The organism is Pseudomonas sp. P4_C1, from assembly GCF_056402155.1.
The window spans coordinates 1-14,881 of sequence record NZ_JBFUHY010000047.1; the positions used below are offsets into that span (position 1 = coordinate 1).

Here is a 14,881-nt window from a genome sequence, read left to right on the forward strand (position 1 = left end):
GCCCTAACGAACGACTGGCCCGACGCACGGTGAACGGTACCGCCAACACGCCGGCGCGCACGATTTCGGTGAAGTACGCCGCGGCATACACCCCCAGCACAATGCAGCCGACGCTGAAGGCACTGATGTTCAAACCGACGATGCTTTTGAGCGAGTTGAACAGCACGAACTGGATCAGCAACGGCACGCTGCGAAACACGTCCAGCACCCACGCCAGCGGCAGGCTGGCCCGAGGCAACAAGGCCCGCAGCAGGCCGAAGAACAACCCGGCCAAGGAGCCGAGAATGATCGACCAGAACGTCAGTTGCATCGTGACCCACGCACCGTTGAGCAGGAACATCAGGTCATTCGAGGAAAAATCGGTGGAAAACATGGACAGCTCCTCAGTAACGGAACAACCGCCAGGCCATCAGCCGGGCTGCCGCAACGATCGCCTTGGCAATCAGGTAATACAGCCCCGCTGCGATGGCGAAGTATTCGAAGGTGCGGAAGGTTTTGACGTTGTATTCCTGGGTCACACCGGTCAGGTCATTGTTTAGCCCGACGATCACCCCCAGCGACGTCATCAATACCGCCCAGACCATCTGATTGGTCAGCGGGTAGAACACGATCCGCAGCAGTTGCGGGACGATGATCATGCGATAGGCCTGGAAGGCACTCATGCCGAGGGAACGCGCCGCACGCACTTGTGTGTGGGGAACCGCTTTGAGGCCGCCGCGAAAGTTCTCCGCCAGATACCCTGCATTGTTGAAGATGATCCCGGCCAGCAGGGCGAACCAGGAACTGACGTGCAGGTTCAGCGAGCCGAGGCCGAAGTAGAGGATGTAGATCTGGAACAGCGACGGGGTGTTGCGGGCAATCGATACCCAACCGTTGCCGAACCCGCGCAGTAATGGGTGTCTGGCCTCGCGCATCACCGTCAGGGCCAGGGCGATCAGCACGCCGAAGATCATCGACAGCGCGGCGGTTTCGAAGGTGACGATGGCACCGGCAAGCATGTCCGGCAGGGCGCGCAGGGCGGAACGCCATTGGAAGCTGTAGTCAAACATGCGCAGGGCTCTCCAGTAGGGCAGCAGGTTGTAACCAGGCCGGCAAACGTCCGCTGGCCGTTGCGGTACTGGCCGCGTCGACGCATTCGGCAAGGCTGGCGAAGTGCACCTTGCGGCCGACCAGGCCCGGTGCGTAGTGGGCGTATTTGCCCGAGTTGGTCATCAGGGTTTTAGCCGCCAGGGGGATTACGGGTTCGCCGAGCATGCACCAGCAGGTGTCGGTGACCAGGGTCGCGCCAAACGCCTGGATCACGGCGATGTGCCCGGCCTTGCGGGCCTGCTCCAGCACGGCACGGCCGCAGGTGATGGCAAGCACCACATCCGGGTGTCTTTGTCGTCCCCGGCACAGTCGCGCCAGGTGAGCGAACTCGCTGAGGGAGAAGTGCGGGTTACCCAGCGACACCACATCCACCCGGTTATCGCCAGCACTGTTGAGTTCGCGCCAACTCGACAGCAGGTCCTTCAGGCGGATTTTTTCCACGGCAATGGAAGTGTCCGCATCCAGCACCTGCGACGGGTCAATGGCCTCCGGGGTGACCCCGGCGATGTGGAACAGTGGCGCCGCGGAGGTGGTGGCGAAGGCCGCGCCAAAGGCTTTGAGGTCGTCCAGGCTCGGCTTGCGTTTTTCCAGTCCCAGCACCAGCGGCACGCGACTGCCGGCCAGGGCACCAATGTGGTAACCCAGCAGCGGGTAGAAGGCATCGTCCAGTTCGCCGAGGGCAGGCAACTCGATCTGCAACCGGGCCTTGCGTTGCGCGTCCAGGTGGCAGCCGATCAGGGGCGCGCGACCGGTGAGGGCGATGCTGATGTCCAGGTAATCCGGGTATTTCAGGGTGCGTGCACCGAGCACGCTGTTGGCGTAGACCACTGCGTTGGATTCCGCCCAGACGATTTGCTCGCCAGCCTTCGGTGCCGTGTCGAGCAGGTACGGCGCGCAGGTGAAACTGAGCTGTGCGCCCATCGCCATATAGGCATCGCCCAAGGCACTGGCCGGTTCCCCCAGTGCCGGGTCGATACCCAGTTCGCGCCAACGGCGCTGGTCGACGGAAATTGAATTGAGGGTGGTGGGCACTCGCACTTTTGCTCCCCATTGCACCAGTTGCTCGGCAAAGCGCAGGCTCGCAGGTCCGGTGTAAATGCAGCCGTCGATGTGTGCTTGAGTGACATCCACCAAGTGCTCGGCACCCTGCAGTTCGGCCATACGCAGGACGATCTGCATGGCCATTTGCGCGGCCTTGCCATGCCGGCCATCGAGCAGCGCCCGATCGTGCTCGGTGAGCCTGATCGAGGCGGTGCTGTCAGAGTTTGGTAATGGGCTGTCGAGCGCCTGCCAGGCGTCGCCCGGCAGGTGGTCGAACAGGCTCAGCGTTGTATTTTCGACCCGGGCGAAGGCCTGGCCGCGCAAGGCGGCGAAGGCCTCCCAACCGATGCACAGCACCGGCAGGGAACGGGCAAAAATGGTCTGCGCCACCAGCACGCCCAAGGTCAGGATCTCGTCGGCTTCGGCCAGCACCAATGCCGCCGGTGCATGGCCGTTGCTGATCAGTTCCATCAACACACTGCTGCCGGTGCACGAGCCGCGACCACTGGGAATCGCCAGCACGCGGCCGGCCAGGTGTTGGCCGCTGAGCGGGTGATGGCGGTCGATGACTTCCCCCGTGCCGGGATCGACGCCGCCCCAGAAACTCAAGCCGACATCGGCGAACAGCAGGGCGCCTTGCGCGGCACCCGTCACCAGGCTGCGCCCGGTCAGAGACATTGGCCCAGGCATGCCGGACATCTCAGTAGTAGACCTGAGGCACGGTCAGGTTGGTCGGCGGGATCTCGGTGCCGACCCATTTAACGAACAGCTCCTTGTAGCGACCGGTGCGCACCTGTTGGTTGACGAACAGGTTGAGGTAGTTGAGCAGGCCGAACTCGCTGCGCTTGGCACCCAGGGACACGTAGTCGATGACGTACGGGGCGTTACCGGCGACTTTCAGGTTTTTGTATTTGCCCGACTTGAGGGTGGCGGCGGCCACGGTGTTGGTGACCACAGTGGCATCGATGTGGCCTTGGGCGACGGCTAGCAGGGTATCGCTCTGCGACTGGTAGGCTCGGAAACTGCCCGAACCCCAGTTCTTCACATCTTTCTCCAGGGCGATGGCCTCATAGGTGCCGCTGGTGTTGCCCACCGCTTTGCCCTTGAGGTCGTCGAAGCCGTTGATGCCGGTGTCGTCGCGGGTCAGCACCACCATCTGGAAGGCAAAGTAGGGCACGGTGAGGCCAACGGTCTTGGCGCGTTCGAGGGTGTCGGAGGTGGACGCGACGATCACGTCAGCCCGCCCGGAGACCAGTGCCGGAATGCGATCCGGGAACGGCGTTTCCACCACTTCGGCCTCGACCCCGAGGATCTTCGCCAGGTCGCGGCAATAGTCCACATCGAAGCCGGCCGGCGAGTTGCTGGCATCGCGAAAGCCCATGGGCGGGAAGTCCAGGGTCACGGCGCAGCGCAGCTTGCCCGAACCGATGATGTCGTCGAGCTTGTCGGCCTGGGCAGTGGCGATGAAGGAGGTACTGAGGACAGCGCTGAGGGCTACGGCAAATGCGGGGTTTTTCATAGAGGCCTCGTTGATGTGAAGTGCTGTTGAATATCGTATTGGGGATTTCGTATACGATATTAGCAATAGCAATCAACGTGCCCGATTCCAGTTTTGACGGTGAATAAATCGTCAGGCCTTGAAGTAGAGGTCTTGCGGGGGAGCAACGGGCGGGAGAGTGGAAGCCTGGGCAAACGATGGCAGTGTTACAGATGGGAGCAATGGGTGTGTGGGCGCACCTTTAAGGAACACTGCAGGTGAGAGGTGCGTGCCTGTTTATCGGTTCATTGCAGGTTTTGTGGTGGATGGGCTGGCCTCATCGTCGGAGCGCCGCCCGGAGCAAGCTCGCTCCCACAATTGACCTCGTGCGCAAGGTAAATGCGATCCCCTGTGGGAGCGAGCTTGCTCGCGATGAGGCCCGGAAGAACACTCTTCATCTCCCGCCTAACGCTGATTATCGCGATACTGACTCGGCGACAAACTGGTCAGCGCCCGAAACTGCCGGCTGAAGGCACTGTGGTCGGTGTAACCACAGCGCAAGGCAATCTCGGTAATCGGCAACTCGGTGTGCAGTAACAACCGCGAACCTTCTTCCAGGCGCGCCTTGTGAATCATTTGCCGTGGGGTGAGCTGGAACACCCGTTTGCAGTGCCGCTCCAATTGCGCCACGGAATAGCCAGCGATGGCGGTCAGTTCGGCGAGGCTGATGGAGCGGGCGAAGTGGCGGCGGATATGGGCATCCACGGCGGCGAGTTTCTGGAACGCCGGATGGTTCGACTGCGGCGATTGCAGGTCGCGGGAGATACCGGCCAGGCCCACGATTCGACCCTGTTCATCCTTCAAGGCGAGTTTGTGGGTCAGGCACCAGATCGGCTGATTGCCATAATACAAATGCAGCTCCAGCTGATCGGCCAGTTCACGACCGCTGGACAGCACTCGCCGATCCTGCTCGGTGTACAGCGGACCGAAGCGTTCCGGGAAGACCATTTCGGCGGTGCGCCCCAGCAGCTCGTCCCTGTGTTTGAAGCCACAACGCCGGGCCAGGGTCTGGTTGACGAAGGCGTAGCGGGCCTCGCAGTCCTTGATGAAAAACACCACGTCCGACAGGGTATCGAGCAACGGCGCGATGGGCTGAAGGCTGTTCAGCAGCGTCGGCAGATCGCAAGGATTAAAGGTGGTGAGCGAGGGATACATGGCGCCGGGGGTCTGAGGGTGACCCCCGGGATCATAGAGACTCGGCAGCGTGGCCGAAACCCCTGGCGTGGTCAACACGCTGGCGGGGTATCGTCCAGGGACATCAAGGTTTCGATCCGCGCCGGGCTGAAGGGTGGGCGCGGTGCCGGGGGCTGCCAACCAAACAAATGCTGCACTGCGCCGCCACACACCCGGCCCTGGCAGGCGCCCATGCCGCAGCGACTGGCGAGTTTGGCTTCGCGCCAGTCAGAGTGACCGGTCAATGCCGCGTAGGGCACGTCTTCGCAGCGGCATACCAGGGTGTCGGGTTGGGCCAGGGACTTGAGTCGTGGGTCGAGGGCAAACGCGCTGTTCAGCGCCTTGGCGAAACCCTGCCAGCGCGCCCGGCGCGGCCACAATTGCCTGGCGGCTTGCAGATTGCCGACCGCTGCGTGGCCGGCAATCGCACCTTCCACCAAGGCCAGCTCACTGCCGCCGAACCCTGTGCATTCGCCCGCCGCATAATGATCGGCGCGGTTGCTGGCCTGCCAGGCATCCACCGCGATGGCTTGATCTTCGATGGCGCAACCCAGTGCCTGACCCAACTGGATATTCGCAATCAACCCGAATCCACAGGCCAGCCGATCACATTCCAGTTCGACGATGTTGCCTTGTTGTTGCAGGCGCACGCCTTCCACTCGGTCGGTGCCAAGCGCCGCCAATACGTGGGTGGCGGTGCGGTAGTGGTGGTCGAACAGGCTGAACGATTGCAGCCATTTTCCGGGCCAGCGCGGCAGTTGCGCGGCGAAACCGGCGACAGCGCTGCGGCTGGCTTGTTCGGCGATGCGATGCACTTGCGCGCCATGCTGTTTGGCGGTGGCGGCACTGGCCAGTAACAGCGGGCCGCTGCCGGCGATCACCACGCGCTCGTTCTGCACCGGCAAACCGGCCTTGATCAGCGCCTGCAAACCACCCGCACCGGTGACACCCGGCAGGGTCCAGCCGGGGAAGGGCAGCAGCAATTCACGGGCGCCGGTGCACAGAATCAGTTTGTCGTAGCTGATCAACCAGCCATGGTCGTCATCTTCCACCAGCAGTTGTTTCGCGCCGGGGGCGGCGATCACCCGAGTACAGGCGTGATGGCGGATGTTGTTGCACGACGCCAGACGCTCGCGCAGGCGCCGGGCCGGACCTGGCACGTTGGCTTGAGGTCCGTCGCGCCAGATTTGTCCGCCCGGCAGCGGGTTGTCGTCGAGCATGACGATGCGGGCGCCGCTGGGGGCGGCGGCAAGGGCGGCGCTCATCCCGGCAGGGCCAGCGCCAATGATCAACAGATCAGCGTATTCATTCATGGGTGGGTCTCCACCTGCATGCCGTCACGGCACAGGGTCTGGCAAGCCAGGCGACGCCGGCCATCGATGGTCACCCGGCATTCCTGGCAAATGCCCATGCCGCACAGCGGCGCACGGCGCTGACCGCTGACTGAGGTACGCGTGCAGCCGTCACTGGCCAACGCCAGGGCAGCTGCGACGCTGGTGCCTTCGGCGACTTTCAGGGCGTGGCCGTCCAGCAACAATTCAGGCATAGACCGGTTCTCCGAGAAAGCGCTGGGGCAGATAAGGTTGTGCGGCCAGTGGCGGGGTTTCGTTGAACAGTTGCGCCACCAGTAGATCGGCGGTACCAGGGGCCGTGGTTACGCCCAGTCCTTCGTGACCGACTGCCAGCCACAAGCCTTGCCGTTGTGGATGTTGGCCCACCAGCGGCAAGCCGTCGGGGCTGGCGGCGCGAAAACCGGTCCAGGCACGGATGCCATTGAGCCGCGCCAGTCCCGGCATGTACTCGGCGGCACGCTTGAGCATTTTCGCGAGCATCCAGCCTTCGACCTGCGGGTCGGTGGTGCCGAATTGCCGCGAGGCGCCAATGAACAGTTGCCCGGTGGGGCGCGGCTGGATATTGCAGGCGGTCGACGGCCCCGTGGCGTTGTGGGCACTGGTGACGTAACCCAGTTCCACCAGCGTGTGGGTGACGCTGCCGGGGTAGCGGTCAGTGATCAGCAAGTGGCCTTTTTTCGGCTCGATGGGCAATTCCGGGCACAGCTCGTTGGCTTGAATACCGTTGGCCAACACCACGGCATCGGCACTCAACCAGTGACCATCATCGAGGCAGACGCGGTTGCCATCGACCGCACTGACCCGTGCCCGGCGCTGGCGGATGTTCGGTGTTTCGAGCATCCATCCGGCCGTCGCCGGGGCGTATAGAATGCCATCGCCATTGATCAGCAAGCCGCCTTCCAGTCCTTCGCTCAGTTCCGGTTCGCGCTGGCGCAGGGCACTGGCGCCGATCAGTTCGCAAGCCACGCCCCGGGCTTGCAGGTTCAGGAATTTGCTGTGGGCCACCGCCATTTCTTCGGCATTCGCCGCCAGCCACAGCGTGCCGTTGCAGCGGTAGGCACAGCTGTCGGGCAGGTCCGCGCCCAGTTCGCGCCAGCGCTGCAACGAATATTGACTCAGGGCCAGTTCGGCGGGGTTGTCGTCGAGTACCAGCAAGTGGCCCATGCCGGCGGCCGTGGCGCCGTGCAGGCCGGCGTCCAGCACCAGTACCTGCAAGCCGCGACGGGCCAGCGCCTGGGCACAGGCGGCGCCGATAATGCCGGCGCCGATCACGATCACATCGGCCACCTGGCCCTCGTTCATGGACGAATGCCCCAGGCGAACGGGTCGTCCTGTTCGATGATCAGGCTCGCCTCGGCACTGATGAACGCACGACCACGAATGGTCGGCACGATGCGCTCACCCTGCAGTTCGTAGGAACCCTCGAACTCGCTGCCGATGACGCTGGCCTGGCGCCAGACCTGCCCCGGTTGCAACTTGTCGTCGGCCGCCAGGCATGCCAGTTTGGCACTGGTGCCGGTGCCGCAGGGCGAACGGTCGTAGGCTTTGCCGGGGCAGAGCACGAAGTTGCGGCTGTCGGCGTGATCGTCATCGGCGAACAACTCGACGTGATCGATCAAGCCGCCGTCTTCACCGCGAATGCCTTGGGCTTCCAGTGCTTGCTGCACGGCGAAGGTGTAAGCGGTCAGCGCGTCGAGGTTGTCGCCAGCCACCCGCAGGCCATGCTCGGCGATCAGGAAAAACCAGTTGCCGCCCCAAGCGATATCACCGACCACTTGGCCGATGCCCGGCACCTGCACCGCCAGCGCCTTGCGATAACGGTAGGCCGGCACGTTGCGTACGCTCACCGAATGGTCTTCGTGCAGGGTTGCCTGCACCGTGCCCACCGGCGTTTCGATGCTGTGCACGCCGGGGCCGATTTTGCCCAGGTGCGCCAACGACGCCACCAGGCCGATGGTGCCGTGGCCGCACATACCCAGATAACCGGTGTTGTTGAAGAAAATCACCCCGGCACAGGCGCCAGGGTCCACCGGCGTGCAGAGCAGGGCGCCCACCAGTACGTCGCTGCCCCGGGGTTCCAGCACACAGGCGGCGCGCCATTGATCATGCTGTTCGGCTAATACCTTGCGCCGTTCGGCCATGCTGCCGGTGCCCAGGTCAGGAAAGCCGGCGGTCACCAGGCGGGTCGGTTCGCCGCCGGTGTGGGAGTCGATCACAGAGATGCGTTTCATGGGAGGGCCACGTCCATTCGGTTGAGTGAACGCAAGAGTGGCCCGTGCGGCGGGGTGTCGGCTTGATGGATTTAGTCTGTGTCGATGACGAAATCGGCACAGCATCCGCAGCTGTCAGCGGGTGTGGGGCAGGTGCTCGAACAGGGTCGTGCAGACGCCGGCAATGTGCTCGTCCAGAAGCTTCACAGCCAGGTCCACATCCCCGGCACGGCAGGCCGCCAGGATCTCGCGGTGTTCGTGATCGGCCCGTTCCTTACCGGCCGACAAGCTCATCTGCATGCGTAGATAACGCTCCAGCTTGTCGTTGACCGAACGGATCAGACTCACCAGAAACGGTCGCTGCGCCGGCTCGTACAGGCAGGAATGCAGCTCCCAGTTGAGCTCGGCCCAGCGCCCCACGTCGTCCTCGCCGATGAACTCCTGACAGATGCGCTCGGCACGGGCGAAGGTCTCTTCGGTCATGTTCGGAATGGCCAGGCGCAGAATCTTGTCCTCCAGCAACATCCGCACTTCGAACATCTGCGCCAGTTCCGCATCGGAAACCCGCGTGACCATCGCCCCGCGATTGCGCTGGAACATCACCAACCCTTCGGCCTCCAGCCGCTTGAGGGCTTCGCGCACCGGGATCTTGCTGACATTGAACTGGCGGGCGATGTCGTCCTGGCGGATCGGCTCATCCTCGGCAAAATGCCCGGCGACAATCGCATCCCGCAGATGGCGGGTGATGATTTCCGAAGTCGAAGGCGTGTTACCAAGGTCGGGGGCGTTGAGTTTGGTCAGGTTCACGGCGGCGGTCATTTGGAGTGAGATAGTGCTAGGGTATACGAAATTCTTTTGCTGATCTTCCCCGGTTCGACGTCGATGCACCCGATGTCGGTCATGCAACCCGCTACTCAATGACTTCAGGTGGAAAACTGCAGAATCAGTACCACCATCGTGAACACCGGGTGCTCCGGGGTGATCATTCAAGCCATCAAACAATATCGTCAATCACGATATGCCGTTGCCCACGACTGCACTGCTCAATCCGAGCCTCAACCTTATAAACGCTACGCAGCATCGATTCGGTAATCACCTCGTGACTCGGGCCGCTGCCTTGCGTGGTGCCGTCGGCAATCACCAGAACCTGATCGGCAAAACGCAGTGCCTGATTCAGGTCGTGGATGGCGATGAACACAATGACCTCGCGTTTTCGGGCCAGGCTGCGCATGAAGTTCAGCACCTGAACCTGCCGATGCATGTCGAGGGCGCTAGTCGGTTCATCCATCAGCAGTATTTCCGGTTCGCGCACCAGGGTTTGTGCGATGGACACCAACTGTTGCTGACCGCCGCTGAGTTCACCGAGGTTGCGAAAGGACAATTCGGTGATGCCCAGCGCCGCGAGAATCTCATCGACCAGTTTCAATTCATCATCGTGAACGACCCAGCCCGGCGTCAGTTGCTTGCGCGCCAGCAGCACCGACTCGTACACCGTCAACCGGGCGCTGGCATTCAGACCCTGGGGCATGTAGCTGATGCCCGTCGGGCCTCTTTTCGACTCTTGCAAGATCACCTGTCCGGGGCCGTCGATCAGTCCGGCCATGCGCTTGAACAGAGTCGATTTGCCGGCAGCGTTGGGCCCGACTACGGCGACCACCTGACCGCCGAAAAACGTCGCCGTCGAGACATCACGAATGATCTCGCGCTGGCCGTAGCGGGCACCGAGATTCTCCAGCTGCAGCTTCACCATGAGTTTTTCTTCCCGCCGAGAATCAGAGATATGAAGAACGGTACGCCGATCAGCGACGTGACCACGCCGATGGGGAATATCGCGCCGGGGATCAGGGTTTTGCTGACCACGGAGCTGGCCGACAGAATCAACGAGCCGGTCAGCAAGGAGGCTGGCAGGAAAAACCGCTGGTCCTCACCGATCAGCATACGGGCGATGTGCGGACCGACTAGCCCGATGAAACCGATTGTGCCGACAAACGCCACGGGAAACGAGGCGAGCAGGCTGACCATGATCAGCGTCTGAAAGCGCAGGCTGCGTACGTTGATGCCGAAACTGGCGGCCTTGTCGTCGCCCAGGCGCAGGGCGGTGAGGGCCCAGGCGCGTTTGGCGAATATCGGCAGGGTGATCAGGATCACCAGACAGATAATGCCGAGTTTCGGCCACGTAGCTTTGGTCAGGCTGCCCATGGTCCAGAACACCACGGCGGCCACGGCTTGTTCAGTGGCGAAGAACTGCACCAGCGCCAACAGCGCATTGAAGGTGAACACCAGCGCTATACCGAGCAACACGATGGTTTCGGCGGTGACGCCGCGACGCATGCTCAGAAAGTGAATCAGCAGCGCCGACAGCATGGCCATGATGAACGCGTTCAGCGGCACCATGAATTGCGCCGCCAGCGGGAACAGCGCCACGCCGAATGCCAAACCCAACGCCGCGCCGAAGCTGGCGGCGGCGGAAATACCCAGGGTGAACGGGCTGGCCAACGGGTTGTTGAGGATCGTCTGCATCTGCGCGCCGGCCAGCGACAACGCCGCGCCAACGGCAACCGCCATTAACGCCACCGGCAAGCGGATATCCCACATCACCACGCGCACCTGCGGTGAAGCGCTGTCCGGCGAAAACAGTGCGCCGAGCACTTCGCTGAGGCTGTAGCTCGCCGGGCCCAGGGCCAGATCGAGCAGCACGCTGCATATCAACAGAATTACCAGCCCGGAAAGAATCAGGCGTTTACGCAGCACCAGACGACGGTAGGTTTCGCGCTGCACAACCACGGTGTCGGTCAATGAGCTCATGGCTTGACCTCGGGTTGGCGCAGGCTGACAAAGTAGCCTGACTCATACGGCACCGGCAGGAAGCGCTCATGCAGTTCACGGAATGACGCGTCCGGATCGAGATCGGCAAACAGCTCCGGATGGAACCATTTCGCCAATTGCGCAATGGCGACGAATTGGTAAGGACTGTTGTAGAACTGATGCCAGATGGCATGGAAGGCTTGATTGTCCTGGGCCTTGATGCCGGCATAGGCCGGACGCTGGGTGTACCACGCGAGTTTTTTCCTGGCTTGTGTCATGTCCGCGCCCGGACCGACGCCGACCCAGTGGCCGCCGGGGGCAAAAGCTTCCCAGTTGGCGGTGGTGACCACTACGTGCGCAGGATTGGCAACGACGACTTGCTCGGGGTTCAACTGGCCGAACGTGGACGGAATGATGCGGCGGGCAATGTTGTCGCCACCGGCCATATCGACGAACAGGCCAAAGTTCTCGTTGCCGAAACTCAGGCAGCAATCATCGGTGTAGCCGCCGATGCGCTCAATGAACACGCTGGGGCGGGGCGGGTGTTGTTTCTCGATGATGTCGGTGACGCGATGAATCTGCTGGTTGCGGAAATCGATGAAGGCTTCGGCGCGTTGTTCCTTGCCGAACAGTTGGCCGAACAGGCGCATGGTCGGCTCGGTGTTCTGGATCGGATTGTTGCGAAAATCGACGTACACCACCGGGATGTCCAGGGCGTCGAGCTTTTCGATGTAGCGCGCATCTTCGGTGGCGTGCTGCGCCTCGATGTTGAGGATGATCACGTCCGGGCGCTGCGAGATGGCCTGCTCGATGTCGAAAGTGCCGTCCTCAAACCCGCCGAAGGTGGGAATTTTGGCGATGCCGGGGAATTTTCGCAGGTAGGCGTTGTAGGTGTCCGGGTCCGACTGGATCAGATCCTTGCGCCAGCCGACGATGCGCTCGATCGGGTTTTGTGTGTCGAGGGCGGCGACCAGATACAACTGCCGGCCTTCACCGAGGATGACCCGTCTGACTGGCAAATGAACCTTGACCTTGCGCCCCAGTAAATCGGTCACCTCGGTGCGCGCCGCATCCGCTTCGGTGGCGTTGGCACTGCGTGACGCCAGGGAAAACAGGCTCAGCAGTCCTGCCAGTAACAGCGCAGCAAAAGCGTAGCTGCGTCGATCAAAAGTCACCATGGTCAAAGCCTTTGCAAAAGTCAGGTCGGCCAACGGTTCACACCGCCACCGGGCTGAACGTTTCAGAAATCGACAGTCGCCGACAGTAATAAGGTGCGCGGTGAACCTTGGGAGAACGCGCCATAAGAGGCGACGCCCGACCAGTATTCGTGGTCGAACACGTTCTGCACGGTGGCGCGGAACGTGGTCGGTCGTTCATCGATGCGGGTGGTGTAACGTGCGCCGACATCGAAACGGGTCCAGTCATCCAGTTTTTGCGTGTTGGCCTGATTCACGTACTGGCTGCCGGTGTGGATAGCGCCACCGGTCAACGTCAGGCCTGCGACCCACGAGGTGTCCCATTCGGCCCAGAGGTTGGCCTGAACTTCGGGTACGCCGACCGGTTTATTGCCACGGTTGGCGGCCACGCCGGTTTTGGTCAGTTCGGCATTGAGCAGGGTCACACCACCGAGCACACGAGTGCCCGGAGTGACTTCGCCGAATACATTCAGCTCGAGCCCGCGATTGCGTTGTTCGCCCTGGACCGAAAACACCCCGCTGGTCAGTTCGCCGCTGGGTTTGGTGATCTGAAACAGGCTGAGGGTGGAGGTGAAGGTGCCATAGTCGGCCTTGACCCCGAGTTCATGCTGGCGGGAAACGTAAGGGGCGAAAATTTCGCCGGCATTGGAAGCGGTGGAGGGCGCGATGTCGCCTTTGCTCAGGCCTTCAATGTAGTTGTAGTAGAACGAAACGTGATCCCAGGGCTTGAGCACTGCACCGAACAACGGTGTGGTTCGGCCGTCATCGTAGGACGTGGTGACGACGCCGGACGCATTGTAGTTGGCGGATTTGATGTTCTGTTTGCGCATGCCGAGGATCATCTGTGCACGGTCATCCAGAATCGACAGCGTGTCAGCCAGCGCCACGCCGGTCAGTTCGCTCTCGGACACTTTTGGCGTGTCCGGCTTGGGGATGCAAGGCTTCGGGCGATCCACCGGATGGTAAATATTGGAGAGGATCGGCGCGCCGGAAATGATCCCGCGAGACAACACGTCGCGGTAACGACTGACCTGCAAAGCCGTGCGATGACTGATCGGCCCGGTGTCGAAACGCAGGCGCGCACCGGCGTCGACGGTGTAACGCTCGACTTCGAACTTGTAGTAACCGGGGATCGACGAGGTGTCGCCAGCGGCGTTGATAATGGTCGGGGTCTGGTCGGACATCCGCGCAACATCCGATTTGCCGCCGCCCGCGTGGGCAAACACGGTCAGGGTGTCGCTGAGGTCGTATTCGCCGCTGAGCAACGCCGATTTGTCACGGGTTGTCGACCAACCCCAATCCTGACTGACATTGGTCCGGCCGTTGGCGGCCGAGGGAATGTCCACGCCCGAAGCGATCAGAAACGGTCGTGAGGCAGCGTCGAAGCTTTCTTTCTGGTTGAGCCAATCAAAGGTGGTGCGCAGGCGTTCGCCCTGATAATCGAGGGAAATGGCGCCGATATCGACATGGCGCGATTGATCGTCGATCACCGTATCTCCCAGTTGTGTGCTGCCGTTGATGCGCACGCCGAGGCGGCGTTCTTCACCGAAACGCCGACTGACATCGAGGTGTCCACCGAGCTGCGAGTCCATGACGTAACTGGTGGTGAAACGGGTCAGGTCTTCATCGAGGGAGCGCTTGGGCACCACGTTGATGACGCCGCCGACCGCGTTGTTGGGTGACATGCCATAGAGCAGGGCACCGGGGCCTTTGACCAGTTCGATACGCTCGGCGTATTCGGTGAACACCCGGTAGTTGGGCGCCACACCGTACACGCCGTCGAATGCCAGTTCCCCCAAATTGCCTTCGCCGACGGGAAAGCCACGGATGAAGAACGAGTCGACAATCCCCCCGGTCTGGCCAGTGGAACGTACCGATGAATCGCGCTCCAGCACGTCGCCGACGGTGACTGCCTGTTGATCCTTGATCAGTGCCGAAGTGTAGGTGCTGACGCTGAAAGGCGCGTCCATCACATCGGTATTGCCCAGAATGCCCAATCGTCCGCCATTGGCCACCTGGCCGCCGGCATACACCTGCGGCAAAGATTCGGCGCGCTTTTCAGTGCCGATGACGGCCGTTTCATCCAGTGTCACCCGGCGCGGGACCAGTGTGTAGCTGCCGTCGCTGCGTAAAACCATGTCCAGGCCACTGCCTTCCAGCAAACGATTGGCCGCCTCCTGGGTAGAGAAATTGCCGATCAGCGCAGGACTGGTCAGGCCTTCGGGCAACGATGGCTGGAACGACAGAGCAATGCCGGCGTCCACCGCGAAGCTCGACAGAGTGGCACCCAGTGGCCCGGCGGGGATGTTGTAGGCGCGGACCGCGACAGAGTCCAGTTGCACCGGCACGACGGCCAAGGCAAACGGGCAAACGGCACCGATCAGGACAAGCCTTAGCAACGCACTGCGAACAACTGGTTTGAACTGACGATCCGGGCGCAGGAGGCGTGCAGCAAGCATGGATGAATGAGCCTATGAA

At 62.1% G+C, this 14,881-nt stretch carries 14 protein-coding genes; all 14 read right to left on the reverse strand.

The annotated features are described in order from the left end of the window. A partial coding sequence (locus AC1DU9_RS20735) for an ABC transporter permease subunit (RefSeq protein WP_477810721.1) occupies nucleotides 1-373 on the reverse strand: 373 nt, incomplete at its 3' end. Nucleotides 374-383: 10 nt separating this feature from the next. Then, nucleotides 384-1,049, reverse strand: coding sequence for an amino acid ABC transporter permease (locus tag AC1DU9_RS20740; RefSeq protein ID WP_477810722.1), 666 nt, complete (start codon nucleotides 1,047-1,049; stop codon nucleotides 384-386). Continuing rightward, nucleotides 1,042-2,820 carry a cis-3-hydroxy-L-proline dehydratase gene (lhpI, locus tag AC1DU9_RS20745; protein ID WP_477810723.1) on the reverse strand — a complete coding sequence of 593 codons (1,779 nt, stop codon included), beginning with the start codon at nucleotides 2,818-2,820 and terminating at the stop codon, nucleotides 1,042-1,044. The genes AC1DU9_RS20740 and lhpI overlap by 8 nt, the downstream gene beginning before the upstream one ends. A gap of 10 nt (nucleotides 2,821-2,830) precedes the next feature. Further along, a complete protein-coding gene (locus AC1DU9_RS20750; RefSeq protein WP_046042020.1) occupies nucleotides 2,831-3,649 on the reverse strand; it encodes an ABC transporter substrate-binding protein in 819 nt (272 codons plus the stop codon). A gap of 423 nt (nucleotides 3,650-4,072) precedes the next feature. Then, nucleotides 4,073-4,822, reverse strand: a complete 750-nt coding sequence (locus AC1DU9_RS20755; protein WP_223458070.1) for an AraC family transcriptional regulator — start codon at nucleotides 4,820-4,822, stop codon at nucleotides 4,073-4,075. 71 nt (nucleotides 4,823-4,893) lie between these two features. Further along, nucleotides 4,894-6,153, reverse strand: coding sequence for an FAD-dependent oxidoreductase (locus tag AC1DU9_RS20760; protein ID WP_477810724.1), 1,260 nt, complete (start codon nucleotides 6,151-6,153; stop codon nucleotides 4,894-4,896). Continuing rightward, nucleotides 6,150-6,386 (reverse strand): 2Fe-2S iron-sulfur cluster-binding protein, encoded by a 237-nt coding sequence (locus AC1DU9_RS20765; RefSeq protein ID WP_477810725.1) that lies wholly within the window; start codon nucleotides 6,384-6,386, stop codon nucleotides 6,150-6,152. The genes AC1DU9_RS20760 and AC1DU9_RS20765 overlap by 4 nt, the downstream gene beginning before the upstream one ends. Next, nucleotides 6,379-7,494 (reverse strand): NAD(P)/FAD-dependent oxidoreductase, encoded by a 1,116-nt coding sequence (locus AC1DU9_RS20770; RefSeq protein WP_477810726.1) that lies wholly within the window; start codon nucleotides 7,492-7,494, stop codon nucleotides 6,379-6,381. The genes AC1DU9_RS20765 and AC1DU9_RS20770 overlap by 8 nt, the downstream gene beginning before the upstream one ends. Further along, complete coding sequence (locus AC1DU9_RS20775; protein ID WP_223458061.1) at nucleotides 7,491-8,423, reverse strand: 4-hydroxyproline epimerase; 933 nt, start codon at nucleotides 8,421-8,423, stop codon at nucleotides 7,491-7,493. The genes AC1DU9_RS20770 and AC1DU9_RS20775 overlap by 4 nt, the downstream gene beginning before the upstream one ends. 114 nt (nucleotides 8,424-8,537) lie before the next feature. Next, nucleotides 8,538-9,209 (reverse strand): GntR family transcriptional regulator, encoded by a 672-nt coding sequence (locus AC1DU9_RS20780; protein ID WP_458237590.1) that lies wholly within the window; start codon nucleotides 9,207-9,209, stop codon nucleotides 8,538-8,540. A 187-nt stretch (nucleotides 9,210-9,396) separates the two neighbouring features. Continuing rightward, complete coding sequence (locus tag AC1DU9_RS20785) at nucleotides 9,397-10,152, reverse strand: ABC transporter ATP-binding protein (RefSeq protein WP_457265913.1); 756 nt, start codon at nucleotides 10,150-10,152, stop codon at nucleotides 9,397-9,399. Beyond that, nucleotides 10,146-11,207, reverse strand: coding sequence for a FecCD family ABC transporter permease (locus AC1DU9_RS20790; RefSeq protein ID WP_223458055.1), 1,062 nt, complete (start codon nucleotides 11,205-11,207; stop codon nucleotides 10,146-10,148). Before AC1DU9_RS20790 ends, AC1DU9_RS20785 begins: the two co-directional genes overlap by 7 nt. Next, nucleotides 11,204-12,385, reverse strand: coding sequence for an ABC transporter substrate-binding protein (locus tag AC1DU9_RS20795; RefSeq protein WP_477810727.1), 1,182 nt, complete (start codon nucleotides 12,383-12,385; stop codon nucleotides 11,204-11,206). Before AC1DU9_RS20795 ends, AC1DU9_RS20790 begins: the two co-directional genes overlap by 4 nt. Before the next feature lie 62 nt (nucleotides 12,386-12,447). After that, a complete protein-coding gene (locus AC1DU9_RS20800; protein WP_477810728.1) occupies nucleotides 12,448-14,862 on the reverse strand; it encodes a TonB-dependent siderophore receptor in 2,415 nt (804 codons plus the stop codon). Between the last annotated feature and the right edge of the window lie 19 nt (nucleotides 14,863-14,881).